The 18,781-nt window shown below is 49.6% G+C and carries 10 protein-coding genes; 6 read left to right on the top strand and 4 right to left on the bottom strand.

Annotated elements, in window-relative coordinates; all coding sequences use genetic code 11:
* Nucleotides 1-129 precede the first annotated feature (129 nt).
* The 6 genes from GWG06_RS10015 to GWG06_RS09990 all read left to right on the top strand — a co-directional run bounded on the left by GWG06_RS10015 (nt 130) and on the right by GWG06_RS09990 (nt 9,759).
* Nucleotides 130-1,164 (top strand): hypothetical protein, encoded by a 1,035-nt coding sequence (locus GWG06_RS10015; RefSeq protein WP_160712978.1) that lies wholly within the window; start codon nt 130-132, stop codon nt 1,162-1,164.
* A gap of 79 nt (nt 1,165-1,243) precedes the next feature.
* Nucleotides 1,244-2,269 carry a hypothetical protein gene (locus GWG06_RS10010; protein WP_160712976.1) on the top strand — a complete coding sequence of 342 codons (1,026 nt, stop codon included), beginning with the start codon at nt 1,244-1,246 and terminating at the stop codon, nt 2,267-2,269.
* A gap of 36 nt (nt 2,270-2,305) precedes the next feature.
* Nucleotides 2,306-6,451, top strand: a complete 4,146-nt coding sequence (locus GWG06_RS10005) for a hypothetical protein (RefSeq protein ID WP_160712974.1) — start codon at nt 2,306-2,308, stop codon at nt 6,449-6,451.
* A 72-nt stretch (nt 6,452-6,523) separates the two neighbouring features.
* Entirely contained in the window at nt 6,524-6,733 is a 210-nt protein-coding gene (locus GWG06_RS10000) for a Nif11 family protein (RefSeq protein WP_160712972.1), read from the top strand.
* Between the two features lie 76 nt (nt 6,734-6,809).
* Nucleotides 6,810-7,859 (top strand): hypothetical protein, encoded by a 1,050-nt coding sequence (locus GWG06_RS09995; protein ID WP_160712970.1) that lies wholly within the window; start codon nt 6,810-6,812, stop codon nt 7,857-7,859.
* Nucleotides 7,860-7,863: 4 nt separating this feature from the next.
* Nucleotides 7,864-9,759, top strand: a complete 1,896-nt coding sequence (locus tag GWG06_RS09990; RefSeq protein ID WP_160712968.1) for a phytanoyl-CoA dioxygenase family protein — start codon at nt 7,864-7,866, stop codon at nt 9,757-9,759.
* A 716-nt stretch (nt 9,760-10,475) separates the two neighbouring features.
* On the opposite strand, the gene GWG06_RS09985 is transcribed toward GWG06_RS09990, so the two are convergent.
* Genes GWG06_RS09985 through GWG06_RS09970 form a run of 4 tightly spaced genes read right to left on the bottom strand, consistent with a single transcriptional unit; the run spans nt 10,476 to nt 18,745 of the window.
* Nucleotides 10,476-12,569, bottom strand: coding sequence for a S9 family peptidase (locus tag GWG06_RS09985; protein ID WP_160712966.1), 2,094 nt, complete (start codon nt 12,567-12,569; stop codon nt 10,476-10,478).
* 1 nt (nt 12,570) lies between these two features.
* Nucleotides 12,571-14,232, bottom strand: a complete 1,662-nt coding sequence (locus GWG06_RS09980) for a RagB/SusD family nutrient uptake outer membrane protein (RefSeq protein WP_160712964.1) — start codon at nt 14,230-14,232, stop codon at nt 12,571-12,573.
* A gap of 17 nt (nt 14,233-14,249) precedes the next feature.
* Complete coding sequence (locus tag GWG06_RS09975) at nt 14,250-17,678, bottom strand: SusC/RagA family TonB-linked outer membrane protein (protein ID WP_160712962.1); 3,429 nt, start codon at nt 17,676-17,678, stop codon at nt 14,250-14,252.
* A 32-nt stretch (nt 17,679-17,710) separates the two neighbouring features.
* Entirely contained in the window at nt 17,711-18,745 is a 1,035-nt protein-coding gene (locus GWG06_RS09970; protein WP_160712960.1) for a FecR family protein, read from the bottom strand.
* Nucleotides 18,746-18,781 lie beyond the last annotated feature (36 nt).

Here is an 18,781-nt window from a genome sequence, read left to right as displayed (position 1 = left end):
TTTTCCCCAGGTAAAAACACCTGATTTAAAACAGGTGTTTCTGCCTGCCATAACGTGCCGGTAAAAATTGAATTTGCAGCCACCATCAATCAGTGCAATGTTAAATGCCCTGATATAAAATATAACGTTATGGCTTATACGCATTTTCGATACATAGCTTACCAGGTACCCACTGTGGGTTTGATAGGGAAGCAGCTTTGCGGCATGTTGCCAGGGAATGAGCCCGTTTTAGCTCCGAATACGTCCTACTGCAATCAGGCTATACAGTATCTGGGTAGCATAAGTAATACCGATGCAAAAATCAGAATGGCCAGGCTTTTCAGTGTATTATTGTATGCACAGAAGAACATTCCTGCTGATGATGTGACCATGAATGTATTTCTTGCACCAGAATTTTACTTCCGTCCATATCAAAGTACAATTGCAGGTCTGCCTCCTGCATATAACTATGCTGACTATTGCAATCTGAAAGAGGCATTTGGTGAATTTATTGAAGACGACCGGTTTCAGCACTGGCTGATTATACCAGGAAGTGTTATCTGGAGTGACGTAAATAGCATAGGTAAAAGAGAGCCAAAGGACTGGCAACTGTTTTATAATACTGCTCTCTGCGGAGCTTCTGAATATAAGGTTAATGAAAAGGCTTATCCCTCCATCATTGATGGAATGCCATTACTAGACGCTAACGGCACCCCCATTTCAACACTCACGAATACGGTATTTACCAACACAACTTCCAGATACAAAAGCAATCAAAAACTGGCGAAGCATATATTTAATTTCCATGAAGTGAAATGTGGAATGGAAATATGTCTGGAACATCATATGGGAGTTTTGAAAACGGCCTATCAGCAATACATAGCAAGTATCCCTTCAGGTTCTACAGCTATCCCTATTCAGCTGCAGCTACTTATTGCCGGTGGAATGACTATTCAACCCAGCAACATAGCTGTCACAAACAATGCATACGTACTACGCAATGATGGTTTGTATAACCCAAGCGTGCCTCAGACACAACTTATCCATCCAAACGGTCAATCTTTTCCTATACAGCAAACATGGAAACTAACCGATAGCATGGCAGTACAAGACCCTCCAGGATGTAATGCCGGCTACTCCTTTCCGCAGGCGCTGAACATTTATCCTGAACTGCCTTTATCATAAAACCATTGCAGGTATTGCACCTGCAACCCTTACAGCCAACCCTGAAAAAACAATTAAAACCCTGTAAAATATTAACGCTATGGCATACACTCATTTTCGATATATCGGCTATCAGGTACCAACCGTCGGATATGGCCAGAATGGTTTCCTTCCCATAGCACCTGGCGATACGCCCGATCTGCCGGCAAATGATCCGGTGATAAATGAAATTCTTAACAGAGTGAGCAATCAGGACGCAAGATGCAGACTGGCCAGATTGTATATGGTACTATTGCAGGCATACCAGGCAATTCAAAGTTCTGATAACAGCAACGTACTGAAGGTTTTTCTGGCGCCGGAGTTTTATTTCAGACCTTATGCACTACCCAATACTTCAGACTGGCCGGCATACTCCTATACAGAATATCAGTCTCTGAAATTCAGCTTCTCCTTACTAATGGAGGACACACGCTTTAATGACTGGTTAATAATTCCCGGAAGCATCATGTGGCAAAGCACCGGAACTATAGGCGACAGACCGGATACTCAGGAAAATGTGTTTTTTAATACAGCCATATGCAAATTATTTGAAAGTAATTATATTACTAATGAAAAAGTGGTAGCCTCTCATATTGACGGCTTACCTACAAAGGTTTACCGGGGATTTCCCGGTAACAATAACGGAGTTGCCCCCTCAGATATATGGACCACCTACTCCACACAGTCAAAGAAACGAAAACACATATTCAATTTCAACGGCATTAACTGCGGAATGGAGATATGCCTGGAACATGCATTAGGCGTATTAAAAAAGCAATATAGCGTTTTAAATAAACTGGTATATTCCACTCCTCCCATTTCTCTGCAACTGCTGGTTGCCGGAGGCATGCCCATTGAGCCGGATAAGGTGGCTGCAATTCCACAAGGATACATTCTCAGAACTGACGGCCTGGGAAATGGTATTCAGGTAGAGCTCCGCCGCGCCAACAGCTCTTCTGTCCCGGTTTCACCACAAAGAACAGTTTCGTTACCTGCAAACCTGCAACTGCCGGACCCTGGCTGCAGACCCGGCTATTTCTTTGCCCAGGAACTGCATATTTACAACCCGCTCCCTCTTGCACAATAACACTGCTACTATTCATTCATCTCTCAACGTTATTTTATGCAATTATCTGATATCGCCGCCGCATTAGGTATCGCCGCAGACTACAGCATTCCTTCCGGGGAAATTGTGCTGGCAAGCGGTAAACTGAGCAGCAACATCGACAACATTCTTCAATACTGCTACAATAACCAGCCATTGCAGATCGCCGGCGCGAAGTACACCGCCGGCGATACCAACTCCTTCATCATCACCGGCACCGCTACCTATCAGCAGATAGCTGCATTACCGGTATCTGCTACCTTCTATACCGATGCCAACGGAGATGCGCAGCTGCTTATCCGTTATCAGCTGCCGGAAATAAATCCCGGCCAGGGGAAATGGCGCTTCTCCAACAGCTTTCCCGGATTACCGCAGGTGCTGGATAATACACAGCCTATCAACTTCGACAGGGTGACGGAACAGGTTACACCCATGTACATAACCCCGTTGGATACACTGACCATTTACAACGCATACTTCGTAGTGACCAGCGAGCCACAGCAGGACACCTCCTTTCATGTACCGCTGCAATGGGGACTTAATTTTACCGCCAACGTGAAACCCGATACCATACTGGCACTGGTGGAAACGATCTTCCAATCCACCACAGACCTGGTCATCTTCGGTACTATCTGGTTTCCCAACAGCATCACCACTCCTGCCAGCTATGCTGCTCAACATCCCTTCATACCGGGAAAAGTCGTATATCCGTGGGAGATAGCGGCTGATGGCTTTAACCGTATTCCGGGAATCTGCCTGCAGATACCCCTTCAACTCTGCTACAACATTCAGCAGAACAATACTTCTCTCGCTGCCTTTGCGGCAGAAAGCATTTACTTTTATACACCGCCTGATGACACCTGGATAATGGAAGATACCAGCCCGGCACTTATTCCCCTACAGGCATATACCGGCAGTATCAGTATTGACAACAGCGCCATTAAAGCGGATATTACCGCGCCTGTGCAGTATGGTATCGACGAGCTTGTGCTCTACACTACCTTTGAGGGACTCAGCATCGGCAACTTAACGCAGCTGGCAGGTATCACCGGGTCGGCCGATGATCCCCTGCAACTGCTGCCTGACGGAATACAACATGCCGTAAAGGATCTGCAACTGATGAACCTCAGCCTGGCGCTGGATTACAGCTATACTGACAGCATCGCGCTGACCAACACATCTTTTACCATTGGTATGCCGGGCCTTAACTGGAACATCTGGCCGGGCGATCATAACAGCAGCCACCTGGAACTTGACAGCATCTCCTGCACCTTTTCAATCGACAATCCTTTCAGCATTGCACCGGAGCTATACGGGGACAACAACTACACAGTAACCGTCAACGCCACACTGGAAATTGAAAATGTTCCGTTTACCGTAACCGCATCTTCCGGCAACAATTTTACCATATATGCACAGATGGCAGAACAGGAAACCATCCCGCTACAGCAGATACTGCAGGCTTATGCCCCGCAGATCCCCGCTCCGTCGGACCTTACCGTAGATACTTTCCGCGTCAGCGCAACACCCGGCCAGTCCTACTCCTTCGCTATGCTGATGGCTGCTGCGCCCAATCCCTGGAGTATCACCGTAGGTTCAGAAACGCTCACTGTTTCGGATGTGTCGCTGGCATGTACCTATCAGAACAGCGCCATCTCCGGCAGTATCGGCGGTATTATCCAATTAAACGACTACTTCTCCCTGAACCTGTATTATGCAACTCCCGGCAATATTATCATCCGCTCCTTCGTCCCTCAGATCCAGCTCAGTCAGCTGATACAGACTTTTGCACCGTCCGCTGTTACCCTGCCGCAGGGCTTTGATATTACGCTGACGAATAACAGTGTACTGTTGCTGCAAACCAACGGCGTTTATAATTTCCAGCTGGCTACTGCCATTGCACAACTGGGCTGCCTGCTTTTCGCCATAGAAAAAACGGCGGCAGGTAACTGGGGCTTTGCTGCAGGCATTGCGATCGATAAAGGGATGCTCGCCAATCTGCCTGCATCTCAGGCAATAACGACATTTGAAAAATGGTTTCCGTTCGATGATCTCGTACTGATCGTTTCTTCTATTGCCGACCAGCAGTTTTCCTTTCCGGGATTTCAGCAGTTTAACAATACAGCGCTGAACAATGCAAAGATTCAGTTGCCGGCCAGTGCAAACGGCGTCAGCAAAGGCTTCTATCTCTATACCACCACCAGTTTCACAACAGACAACAACCTACTCGCTGCCCTCATGCAGCTGCTCAAAATCCCCGCCAACACTCAACTGGATGTATTGCTGGCATACCTGGCAGATAAAGAACAATTTCAGCTGGGTATTACCTTACAGACATTTCTTACGCCGGCACAAGACCCGTCGCAGATCAGCGCTGCGGGCAGTCTGGCCTACAGTAATACAACGCTCAGCGGCACCCTGTTTGTCACCGCCGGCGGCGCCGACGGCTTCACACTGGGGTTGGCCGCTACCGTGCAGACACTTATACAGCAGACGCCTGTTACCTTCAACGTTACCTTAGCCATGGTACCCAACGGCTTCTTCGCATATGGTACCATGAAGAACACCGTTCCCATCACCATCGGGCCGGTGCAGCTGGCCAACGTAGGGCTGCAGCTGGGTATTTCCCTGGAAGGATTGCCCAGCCTCGGATTCACGGCAGAAGTAGCCGCAGCCGGACTGTTCGATAGTTCCATTGCGGTACTGCTGGACAGTACCGACCCTGCCAAATGCATGGTGGCCGGAGCTATCAGCGACCTGCGCTTAATCGACATCGTCAATCATTTCACCAACGCCGGCAACCTGCCAGCTCCGGTAGCAGATCTGCTGTCAGACATCAGTTTAACCGGCAGCCCCGCCGGCAGCTTTGCCGTAACCGGCAACGATACCGGCAACCTGGTAACAGCACTCAACAGCAATGATACTGCCACCGTCAGTAAACTGTTCATGCAATATGGCCACCTGAGCAGCTTTCCGGCAGACAGCAGCACATTAATCATTTTTGCTGATGCAGCCAACGCACGCTGGTATATCACGAGCCTGACAGGCTCCGGGAATAGTTCCCTTATCACGCATTACCAGCTGGTGCAGGATACTACCGGCAACTGCGTAAATGTTTCAAAGGAGATTCAGTTTTACTTTGTTCCGGATCCGGCGGGCAGCAATATCGGCAACTTTTATTATCCGCAGGGCATGATGCTCTCCGGCAGACTGAATTTCCTTTTCCTCGACCTGGATGTGGATGTGACGTGCGTGAGCAGTCAGGGCATAAACATACAGGCGGAAATGGCGCCCATCATTGTCTGGAAACAGGCATTCTTCAGCATCACAGATACCTCCGGCAACAAAGGACCCAGCCTGTCTTTTTCTTCCTATCAGACTTCCTCTTCCTCAGCGCCGGGGCTGATTTGTTCCGGACAGATGGAACTGATGGGCCTCAAAGAAAGTATCAGTATTGCAGCCTCTAAATCAGGCGGATATTTTAGTCTGAGTACAACCGCTATTCCCCTGGTACAACTCAGCCTGACGGGCAATTTCCAGGGCCTGAACAATCTGTCTGTTTCCGGCAGCGCATCTATCAGTATCGGTTCTGCTGATTTAAATATACTCGGTATTATCAAACTTACCGCCGGTATAAGTTGTACCCTAACCATCGGTTGGAATGGTACTGACGCCAGTGCAGTATTACATTACGAGGTCTATATCAGTAGCTACACCCATACCGGCTCTGTCACACTGGATGTAAATACAGCGATGCTGACAGACCTGGTTAATATTATCGAAGGCAACGTATCTCTATCGCTGTCAACAGATTTCCACAATAATGTAGGCCACTGGCTCGACACTATTTTCAACAAACTGAACAGCATACAGGATATTAAAACAATCGGCAACCTCCTGCATACAACTTTCAATTTGTCCGGCAATGATATTATATCTCTTACGCAACAGCACCTGCAATATAACCTGGATAACCTGGTAACCGTATTGAATGGTGCGGGACAATCTGCCGGCAGTATTCAGAGCCTGCTTCAGAACACGGGTCAGTTTAGTCTGGGAGATATTCTATCCGCCATGGAAAAAGAGTTAAGTGGCTTTACACCCGGCGGTGGCGGCGGCGTACCTGGTGGCGGCGGCGGTGTACCCGGTGGGGGTAACTGGTAATCCGGCACTACGCTCAAATGATTTCATCTGTTTTTTCACATACCTATTCTTCATCTTTTAAAAATTTACATCATGGCACAAGACCAGACCAAACAATTTCTGACATGGCTGAACGATCAGCCGGCTGTTAAAAGCAAACTTGCAGGCGCATCACTGGATGACATAGCGGCTGCGGGAAGTCAGCATGGTTACAATGTTTCCGTAAGCACATTACAGGCAATCATTGCCAACCACAACAAACCTCATACTGCCGGGGAACAGGGAGCTATCGGCTGGTCATGAGATCTCTGAAAAAAAAGACTGTCTCAACAGAAGAATTTATTTCTTCCGGAGAGACAGTCTCTCAAAACCTATTATCATGATACCATCACAAGTACTGACATCCGTCGTATCACAACTGCCCTGCCATGAAACGCTGCTTACTCCTTTCACCCGGCTGCTGCCGTTCATTCCGGCATCCGCAATGGCCTATGCAGGATTTGAAGCGGCCTGCGAAACAGATTTCGGGAACTATGACTTTGCGTTTAACATATCCCGCGAAGGGGTGGAACATATGAGCAGGGATCAGCAACTGCCCTGGATCCGCCTGCAAACATTTCTACGGTTATGGCAATCCTCTCCTTATTTTCATTCTTCCGAAAATGGTGCAGTATGGCTGGAATTTGATACGGCAGATAAAAATTTCAATCCGCTGCATGATCCGAATGTTTTCTTCGGGTTTCCCACATCAGCAGACCAGGGGTTCAGTGATTTCTGCTGGCTGACCTCATCTCTGTTGCCGGTATTAACCGGCGGGCCGTTATCCCCGCAGCTGATACAACGGCTGGCGGTATGCTTTGAACAGTGTCCGCCGCATACCCGGCGTATACAGGCTGGTTTAATGATAGCCAGACCCGTTACCGCACTACGTCTCTGCTTCTTCCAGATACAGGCGGCAGATGTACTGCCTTTACTGGGAAAAATAAACTGGCCGGGAGATGTCGGACAGGTAGCGCTGCTGCTGGAAAAATATGCGTGTTATACTGATTCGCTGTGTATACATCTAGACATCGGCGAAACCATTTATCCCACACTTGGCATCGAGCTGCTTTTTGATCAGGCCAACCCGTGGCACTGGCAGCCTGCATTTGAGCCGAGATGGCAACATATTTTCACACAGCTGAAAGCAGATAATTATATCACACAGGAGAATTACCATTTCCTGATGGCATGGCCCAGGCAAACAACACACCAAAGCAGTATCGTTGAAAAACTGCTGGCCAGCCTGGACACCTCATTGCCTTCTCCGGCAACAACAGACTACACTTTAAACCAGGGTATCCAGCACATCAAATTCAAGTTATCACCCCGGAAAATATCCGTAAAATCTTACTTCGGATGCTGTTCCCATTATGTTGAAAATGATTGAGCATATGCATACAATACTTACTGAGCATGACTGCAGTCAGTCCGCCGGGAAAGCGCTGCAGTTCCTGCAAGCGGGCTTTCATCCGGCAACAGGATGGAAAGATTTCTGGACGCCCGCCGGCGTCAGCGATGCATGGGTGACGGCCTATACCGGCAGCATACTGGCAGGTATTCCGTGCAAGGAAGCGCAGACGCTGGCCTTCCGTGCCTGGAGCATCCTGGAGTGTACGCAATATCATACCGGGGGATGGAGCTACGGCCATACCGTACCTATGGATGCAGATTCCACCACATGGGGGCTTTTGCTGGCAACCCGGCTGGGACAGCAGCACAGCAAAAGGTATCAGCTGGCATTGCAGGCGCTGCGCCCGCATATAAATGAGCAGGGCGTTGCCACCTATCTGCAGCCGGCTGCTATCGCAGGCTTTATGGGCATAGCAGATTATCCTCACTTTGAAGGATGGACACAGGCACATATGTGCGTGACAGCAGCAACCGCACTCCTGCCGCCGTTCCGGGAACAACTTTCAGCCGTACTACTGAACAATCAGCAGCCTGATGGTAGCTGGCCGGCCTACTGGTGGTTTGAAACAGCCTACACCACTGCCCTTGCAGTGGAATGCCTGTCTGCCGATCCCTCACCGCAAGCCCACACCGCTGTTAAACGCGCCGGCGCGATGGCTTTACAGCGGCTGACGGATGAAAGCGGCCAACTCTCCGCCTTCTCCCTTGCCCTACTGTTAAACATAGGCTTGTCAGCCGGACTGCATTCGGAAACAGTCATCCGCAAAGGGCTGCAACAGCTGCTGCAGCTGCAGCAGGAAAACGGTTGCTGGAAGGCAGGGGCATGGTTACGCATTCCCCGCCCCGACGATCTGGTACCGGATATGACAACACCATGGCAACGCTGGTTTGGCGCAGCACAGCCCATGCATACCACCGCAGAAAAACTGGCAGGCACTTTCCACATCTTCTCCGTTGACCAGCACCATTACTTCACTACAGCCACCGTACTGAAAACGCTGCAGTTATACCATCCGCAGCAGACGCACTATACGCCTGTTTCTTCCGGCATCCGGGAAGATTATTCCCTGTCTGCCGCAAACATAGCCGCTTTCAGCCGGGACGGTATGATACAGCTGCGACAGGTATTTGACAGGGAAAGCATACATCATTGCAAGGATCGTATTACGGCGCTGGTAGCGCATGCCGGACAACAGGAACACTCCGGACGCAGTAGCAGGGATATCCGCTCCTTCCTGCGGGCAACCGATACCGGAGATACGGATGAAGAGATCCATGCCTTTATCCGGCAGCCTGTACTGGCTGCTATCGCCGCCCGGCTGCTGCAGACAGATGCGGTAAGATTATACCATGACCAGGCGTTTTTCAAACTTCCCGGTAACAACGCTACACCCTGGCATCAGGATCATACCTACTGGCCTGTAGATACCGATCAGATGCTTACTATCTGGATTCCGCTGGAAGATATAGCGCCCGATATGGGCGGGATGAGATACGTAGCAGGCTCACATCAGAAAGGCTATCTGGGAGATATTGATTACCTCAACAATTCCCCCCAGGCGCTGGCAGACTTTACAGACAGCAACGGCCTGTCTGTTTACTCCGCAGACAACATACCAGCAGGTGACGTACTGATTCATCACGGCTGGACTATTCATGGCGCAGCTCCCAATACATCTGCACGTACGAGGAAGAGCCTGACGATCGTTTACTTTGCAGACGGAGCAAGACTTGCAGGTATTACTCCTGCAACACCATCCTCTGATGCGGAAAAACAGGCCGCCTGGCTGCGCGATGAAGATCTCCGTTTACGTTTTCCCGGTTGTACCTATGGCGACTTCGCCATCAGCCTGAGAACGCCGCTGTCATACCCATAACGCTCCTCGCAATAGTCATCCAATAAAATGGCAGGGAGAAAACTCCCTGCCGGTTACATAGGATTGTTTTGCCAACTATTGTAGAACCGTTATGCAGTGTGGTGCAAATATCTTTGATGAGGAAATACAGGCATGAAGTTCATAGCTGTATAAGGATGAAACAGCTATGACAGGAATTAACGACAGAAGCATGAGTGATGATCGATAACAGCTACCGTATTATCCGCCTGACAGTATACAACTATTCTGCATAATCTCTCCCTGCAACAGGAAACGCATCCTGCAGCCAGCCTTTACAGCCGGGCAAACACACCCATAGCAATACCATTAAGTTCCCGGATTATTATTCGGTTTCATATCGGATAGTTATTTAACGCTGGTTACCGTTTGTATTATTAACACTAAGGAAGATAGAAAGGTTAATAAAAGATCCATATTTTTTTGGGCAACCAGGAATAACAAAACGAAAGATTTGATTATTTGAGATTTGATTATTTGAGATTTGGTTATTTGAGATTTGATTCCCATCATGGTGTAAATGAAATCTGCAAGTTTCAAGGAGAACAATGATGAGCCACAAAATCTCAAATAAAAAAATAATAAAATAAATGCGCTTCTGCAGGAATACAGAAGCGCGGTTGCTGGTTTTCGACGTTAATGGTTAATGGTTGGTAATTGATGCCTGCTTTTTCGGTTTTTGGTGTATGCAGTATGCCTTATGGTTTTTGAGAAAGCCATTGGTCCTGATACTGACTGGTCAGTTTACTGTAGTGTTCCACGCCCGGTCCAAACATGCTGTGCCGTGCGCCGGGATACAGCATCATGCTGAAGTTCATATTACGTTTGCGTTGCAGCTGGTCTGCCAGTTCCAGTGTATTGATGGCGTGTACATTATCATCGGACATACCATGTATCAGCAGCAGTTTGCCTTTCAGTTTATCCGTATACGTTAATACGGAGCTGCTGCGGTATCCTTCCGGGTTTTCGGCTGGAGTATCCATGTAACGTTCGGTATAGTGACTGTCGTACATGCGCCAGTCTGCTACAGTGCCGCCGGCGATGCCAAACTTAAAATATTCAGGCGCCTGCATCAGCGCATGGCAGGTGATGTATCCGCCGAAGCTGTGACCAGTAATTATTATCTTTTCCGGATCGGCAGGCGTGTTGGCAAGCAGCCATTTTACGCACTGCGTCCAGTCGCGGACAGGCCACCGGGCAAGGTCCCGGTGCATGTATTGCTGGCCGGCCTTTCCGAATTCTTCGCTGCCGCGGTGATCCATATACACAATAATTCTATCCTGCCAGTCAGGGTAAGCCAGTAAGGGCGACCAGGTATCCGATACGTTGGAGCTGGCAGGTCCGCCATACACCGCGATGATTACCGGATATTTTTTCCCTGGCTGCAAATTTGCCGGCAGGGTAACGCGCATGGGTAAACGAAATTTATTATCTTCTGAAGGAACGTACACAAGTGAGGACGCCTTCGGGATGGTGCTGTCATAATCCGGCCCCTGGCTGTTAGCCAGCTCCTGCAGTATTTTTCCACGGTTGTTCATCAGTGCCAGCCGCTCCGGTGTGCCGGCATTGCCATACCGGGTAATGAAATACGATGCATCCGGCGACATTGTTGCCTGGTGGGAATAGGGACCGAAGGTCAGGCGCTGCTGGTTTCTGCCGTTGAAATCCACCCGGTAGAGATCCTGCCGGTTCAATCCTTCTTTATTGCCGGTAAAATATACTACCTGTTTTCTTTCATCCACATACAGTATTTCCTTCACCACAAAATCTCCGCTGGTGACGCGATTGAGCAACACGCCATCAGCACGGTGCAGGTATATCTGCCGGTAGCCTGACTGATCGCTGATAAGCAGCAATGCTTTACCACCATTGACAAAAGTGAGCCGCTGTGCTTCATCGAGATTTATCCATGACGGCTGTCTTTCTTCGTATGCCAGCTGTCTGCTGCCGGTAGCAGCAGCTACGCGGTACAGCTGATAATGATCCTGGCCCCGGTTGAGCCATTGTACCATCAGTGATTTGCTGTCAGGATACCAGTAAGGCGTACCGAAATACTGATCGGTATTTTCATCAAAGGCTGCCCAGGTAATGGGACCGCCGGCAGCGGCTACCATGCCGATTTTTACGGATGGGTTGGTATCACCCGGACAGGGATAACGTTGGGTTTCCAGTATGCTTTTTCCGTTGCTGACATCCGTGAGGGTAAACAGTGGCACTTTGCTGTCATCAGTCCTGAAGAATGCCAGTGACTTACTGTCGGGGCTCCACCAGAAAGCACGGTATTCCAGATCCCTTCCCAGTATCTCTTCCATATATACCCAGGAAGCATAGCCATTCATAATCACGTCGCTGCCATCGTGTGTCAGCTGTACTTCCTTACCGGTGGCCAGCTCCAGGGTATACAGGTTATTGTAACGGGTGAAGGCAATGTAGTTACTGTCCGGCGAAAACACCGGATTATATTCCGGGGTGCTGTCATGCGTCAGCTGTTTTTTCGTACGTCCGTTAACGATATATATATCGTTATTGCTGACAATAAGCTGATGCTGTTTACCGTATGGCCGTGCCGGCGCTTCACCGGTCTGTTTTCCGGTAGCGGCGTCTGTCAGTATGTTCTTACCTTTCAATGGTCCGTCGCGGTGCAGGAGCACAAAATGATGATTATCTGTCCAGCTGCCTACTACCGGCAACGGCACTACGTACTTTTTCCCCTTGTCCTGGGAGAGGGCGCTCATAGCGGCAGACAGTCCTGCTGCTATGAGAAAACCGCGAATGATATTTGCTGTCGTCATATTATTTCCACAAGGTATTCTGTTCCATTCTTCTGTTGCTGAGCACGTCCGCGTTGGGAATGGGGAAGCAATAATTTTTAAGTTCGAAATACCGGCTTTGTACAGTTTGCCGGCTGTAAGCAGTAGTTCCATCTGCTGATTTACGGATGATGGTTCCATAGATTTCTTTGGCAGCCGGCAGGTGCGCAATATGCCAGCGGCGCAGGTCCCAGAAGCGCTGGTCTTCAAAGGCAAATTCTATGCGGCGTTCGTGACGGATGGCTGCGCGCATCTGTTCCTGCGAAAGGCCGGCGGACAAGTCCGGCTGGCCCGCGCGGCGGCGGATAGCATTTACTGCTTCATATACGCTGTTATCAGGTCCGGCATCTTCATTCTGCGCTTCTGCATAGTTCAGCAGGATTTCAGCATACCGCAGCAGCTGCCAGTTCTGGTCGCTGCCCAGGCTGGCATCACCGAGAAAATTAAAACCTTCGTTGATACCTTTCCTCATCATATAACGGGTTCTGGGTTTGAAAGCGCCACTGTTAACGATATCGAAACCGCCTTCGGACAATTGCAGCATGCGGCCGCGGTAGCTGCTGCCGTCGTAGGCGATGGTGGCGTAAAAACGCTTATCCCTGCCGGTATAGGGATCATTGGCGTTGTAAAGCGGCGACTGTGCAGGCAATTTGCCATCCGTCATTTCATATTCGTCTACCAGGTTCTGTGTGGGACACATCGCATTCTGGCCGCTCATAGAGCCGGGAGCCACGGATTTATCAAGCGTATGCGCTCTTTCCAGAGCGATATTATTGTGCTGTACGGAGATAATGCATTCCTGGTTATTCTTAACGGTAAATAATGTTTTGTAATCAGGATAGAGCTGATATTTATTCAGGCTCATCACTTCCCTGGCAGCAGCGGCGGCATCTTTGAAGCGCCCTGCATACAGGAGAACCCGTACTTTCAGGCCCAGCGCCGCGCCCTGCGTGAGGCGACCGGCATCTTTGGTATAAGACGCAGGCAACTGTGCAAAAGCGGTTGCGGCTTCATGCAGCTCCTTCACCACAAAATCGATACAGGCGCCTTTGGTGCTGCGGGGTACAGAGAGATCATCCTCGCCGAATACCTGCGTTTTGTCCAGCAGCACCACGCCCCATGCCTTTTCCGCATCGCGCACTGCGCCGGATGGTAATATGCCTGCAGCAGTAACCGGATCATCGCTGAAATAATTAATCAGCTCTGCATAATAATACGCGCGGAAGAAACGGATTTCTGCCTTCAGCTGTTTCCGCTGATCAGCATCTCCGGGAACCGCATCAATGCGTTCCAGAAAATCGTTGGCTTTACGGATGCTCTTATACAGCCTTTCATAGTAATCATTGAAAGGCGCATTGACCGGCGTCCAGCTGGCATCGGTGGTCAGCGGAACAATGGTATAAGGATCATTATCCAACGCAGCAATTGCGTCATCAGTAGCCTCACACAGGTAGAAGTTCCTGCTGTAGCCACTCTGCAGGGTAGAATAAAAGTAGGTAGCGTAATTGCTTACCAGACTCATATCTTTCCAGACATCCAGCTCAGAGATGCTGTCTTTAGGTTTTTTACCGAGAATATCTTTTGTACAGGAGCTGGTTAACAGCATACATCCTGCAATAAAAGCGGTGGTTATATTTCTGGTCATGATCTGCATGTTGAAGATTAAAATTTCACGACAGCGCCGGCGCTGAAAGTTTTCTGTACACCATAGGAATTAACACTGTCATTCTCCGGATCGATGAATTTAATTTTTGAGATGACAAACAGGTTGCCGCCCTGCACGTTAAAGGAAACCGCTTCCAGCCCATAGCGCTTGAGCCATAGTGGCTGCACGTTATAAGCCAGCCGCAGACTGCGCAGGCGCAGGTAGTTCCCGTTCATGCTGTAAAAATCTGAAGTCCTGGAGTTGGAAGGCTGCGCCCCCAGCCGTGGCCAGGTAGCATCAGGATTATCCGGCGTCCAGCGGTCCAGCTGACGTGCATCATAATTTGACCATATCTTGTAGCCTACCAGATTGGTATAATCTCCGATACCCTGGAAGGTAGCGTCCATACTCAGTTGCTTCCAGGCTGCGCCCAGCGTCAGGCTGTAGTTCAACAGCGGTATTGCCACATTATCTTTCACAATCACATCCTGCTGATCGATGATATGATCTCCGTTCAGGTCAGCAAACCTGATATCTCCCGGATGAAGGGTCTTGTTGTTTCTGCCGTCCTGTACTGCCCAGGCGTCAATTTCCGCCTGTGATTGAAACAATCCCAGGGACTTGTAAATGCGGCTGACATTAGGGCTCCATCCATTGTACTGTCCTTCGTTCCATGCCGGCAGCCCCGCCTGTTCACCGGAAAAATCAGTGATGGTTTTGGTCCGGGAAATCATGCTCTTCACCGAGTAAGAGAAATTTTTGCCTACCGTATTATTATGCATCAGCGTGAGTTCAAAACCGGTGGTATGTGTTTTTCCCATGTTCAGCATAGGTGTTACCGCGCCGAAAGTCAGCGGCACATCATCCGTAACGGAGATGAGTATATTGGAATTATTCTTTCTGTACACTTCCAGCTCCGCAGCAAACAATCCTTTCAGCACACTCATATTTACCCCTGCGTTCACGGATCTCATCACGCCCCAGGTGATGTTGGTATTGGGTATCACGTCCCTGGTATACAGCGACGGAGCAAACACACCACCGAAGATGTAAGCCATTTTTCCCGTGGTGGAATTAAGATTGCCTGTATTCTGTCCAACCGAGAAGTTGTTGAGGTAAGAAGAGAAACCGGCGCCTGATTCATCGCCGGCCATACCGTAGGATGCTTTTAGTTTCAGCTCATCCAGCCAGGAGGCGTGGTCTTTCAGGAAGTGTTCTTCTGACAAACGCCAGCCTGCAGATACCGACGGGAAGAAGCCCCAGCGATGTCCATCCGCATAATTTACGGATGCTTCAGAACGGAAGCTGCCTTCCAGGTAGTATCTGGCATTGTAGGAATATGCCAGGCGGCCAACATATCCTACTCTGCCAAACTCCCTGGTATAGCCATTATTCGTGGAATTCACACTGGCATTTCCGGCAAACAGTTCATCGGTTGAAGGCGTAAAAATATTGTTGCGGCCGGCGCTGAGAAAGGTGACCATGCTTTCATTGGTGGTATATAATGCCATTCCGGAAAGATGATGCAGGCCGAAGGAACGGTCATAGTTCAGGCCAAACTCCATAGTGGTGAAGCTGGCGCGCGATTCATTCTGCAACAGGGTCGGTTTCAGATCAGCGCCTCTGTTATCAACACCGGCAACGGCGGTGTAAGCACCCAGGCTGTTGGCGCGATACAGTTTATACGGCACCTTAAAATCTTTGCTGCCATAGCTGTTTCTGTCAAAAGATGTCATAGCGCGGGCTGCCAGCCCTTTTACAAACGGGATAGCATACTCCGCTTTCAGTTTGGCATTCAGGTAATTGCCGAAAGTGCGGCTATACCCGCTGTTCCCTGCCTGTACAGCCGGATTGGACACCGTTCCGGTGTAATGCGCCGCCGGCAATCCGTTAGAGAAATAGACCGGCTGCAGGGGCGACATGCCAAATACGCCGGACATCACGGTGTTGGCGCCGGTAGGCGGTTCTTCTACCTGCTCATAACGGTAAGACAGGTCTACTCCTACTGTAAAATGTTTGGACAGCCTGGTATCCAGGTTGGAAGCGATGGAATAACGTTTCATACCTCCCATTGCCGCCAGCAGCGAGCGCTGGTTGTTAAAGCCTCCTGAAACATTGTAGCGGATGCCTTCCGTTCCGCCATTCACATTCAGGTTATAATTCTGTCCGTTGGAGAAATCACGCAATACGGCGTTGTACCAGTTGGTATTTGCGTACTTGTCGGGGTTCAGGCCAAGACGGATGGTGTCCAGTACCGCATCGCTGTAAATCGTTCCCCTGCCTGAGTTCTGTGCATATTCATTTTCCAGCAGGGCCTGCGTGTGGTTATCAACAAACTTCGGGCGCTGCGTAGGTCTGGAATAGGTAGTGCTGGCTGCGAAAGTAAATTTAGGTTTTCCTATTTTTCCCCGTTTGGTAGTTACCAGGATAACGCCGTTCCCGCCGCGTGAACCATAGATAGCGGTAGAAGCCGCGTCTTTCAGTACGGTTACCGACTCTACATCCATAGGGTCAATATCATTCAGACCGGCCTGGCTGCCCAGCATGCCGCCGTAACTGGCATCATTCAAGGGCACGCCGTCAATGACTACCAGCGGCGAATTGAGGAAAGAGGAACTGCGGATCAGCAACCGGCTGAAATCCTTTCCGGGAGAGCCTCCTGATTGTTTCCCGAACAGACCGGGTATGGTTCCTATCAGGGCGGTACTCAGTACAGGCGTTGGCATCTGGGTAATGGTTTTATTGCTGACCGATGAAACCGCGCCGGTGATAGCTTCCTTTCTTTTGGTACCATATCCTACTTCCACTACTTTCACTTCATCCAGTGTGCGGGTATCCTGTACCAGCCCTATCTGCATGATAGCATCGGTACTACCGCTCATCTCACGGGTGGAGTAACCGATGAAACTGGCGCGCACAGTATGCTCTCCGGGATCAGTATCATGGAAAACGAAGCGGCCGTTCTGATCGGTGAGTACGCCTTTTCCGGAAGGCAGCAGCCTGACAGTTACACCTGGCAGCGCTTCGCGTGTAGCCACATCCGTTATGATTCCCCTCAATGCATGATTTGCTGTTGTAACAGCTTCCGCAGCAACGGCCTTGGCATTGGCTACCGGAGCCGCGCCAGGCTTCGCCTGCACCGGACGTTGTATCAGCATATAATTATTCTCGCTCACATATACGAACAACAGATTGGCAGGATACAATACCCGTTTCAGCACTTCTTCCAGCGGCAGGTTTTTCAGATTGCCTACTACTACCTGGGTTGATCTGCGCTTAATCAGTTCTGTATCAAATACAAACTTCGTATCATATTTCCTGGTAATCTCTTCCAGGGCCTGTGACAGCGGGATGGCCTGTCTGCCGTTTTCCACCTGGGCATATACGCCCGCGGTGAGCATGCTGCATAACAGCAGCAGCAATAATTTCATAGCTGTTTTCTGCATAATTAAACTTTGGTCTGGTTGGTTTGCAGGTATCAGTTACCTTGTCTGAATAAAAGCTGATTGCCCTTTTTCTCTATGTTCACTTTTAAAATTCCGGAAAGTATAAAAATGATATTATCCTCGTTTTTCACGGGTATAGTACCTTGTATGCGCTTATGTATGACAGTTGTATCCTCCAGTATAACCCTGTATCCATAGGTATCTTCGAGTACCTGAATGATCTCTCCCACGCTGGTGTTATTCATCATCAGTTTATTTTCCTTCCACGCGCTGATGGCAGTAATATCTGCTTCCTGTTTTTGCAGGATGCCTGTCTGCTCATTGTACACAGCGGATTGTCCGGGCAGCAGCTGCATCTCTCCTGCTTTCCCGGGAAGGTGAATCTTTACCCTACCTGCGCTGAGGCCAACGGTGGTAAACCCTCTGCGGGCTTTTACATTAAAGGCGGTACCCAATACTTCCACATCCAGACCGGCGGTATGTACAATAAACCGTTCCCCGTTGCGTACCGGCTGCTGATCCTGCTTCAGGTGGTTAACTTCAAAGTAGGCTTCACCACGCAGCCACACTTCCCGGCTTTCCCCCCTGGGCCAGCGTCTGGCCCAGGTAAGCGCAGAGTTGGCATTCAGTATCACCCGCGACTGATCTGCCAGCAGAAGGCGCGTAGTTTCGCCATAGCCTGTGGAAACGGTACGGTTACCGGTAAACAGCCATATACCGGTGCTGATGATCATCAGCAACAACACCGCGGCGGCAGATACCCCTATCACTCTCAGTCTGCGGATACGCGCACGGCGCTGCCCTGCGAGCTGTACTCCCGCCTGTATACTGTGCCAGATAGTATCTTCCATACCTTGCGGAGGAAGTATTCTTTCAGCAGATAATATCAGCCGCAACGCCTGTTCTGCAACCCGTAACGCCGCTATATTGGCTGGAGCGCCAGCTATGTAGGCTGTCCACAAAGCAGTGGCAGCAACAGATGTTCCTTTCACCCAGCTGATGAAGGAATCATCTTCCAGGAAATCCTGTTTATCAAAATGCTTATACTGTTCTCGCATGTCATTCATCAGCAACCTTTACAACAGGGCGATTAATCACAGGAC

Source organism: Chitinophaga solisilvae (genome assembly GCF_009928525.1).
GTDB lineage: Bacteria > Bacteroidota > Bacteroidia > Chitinophagales > Chitinophagaceae > Chitinophaga > Chitinophaga solisilvae.
Note: the sequence above shows the minus strand (reverse complement) of the source record. Positions and strands in the feature narration are given on the sequence as shown.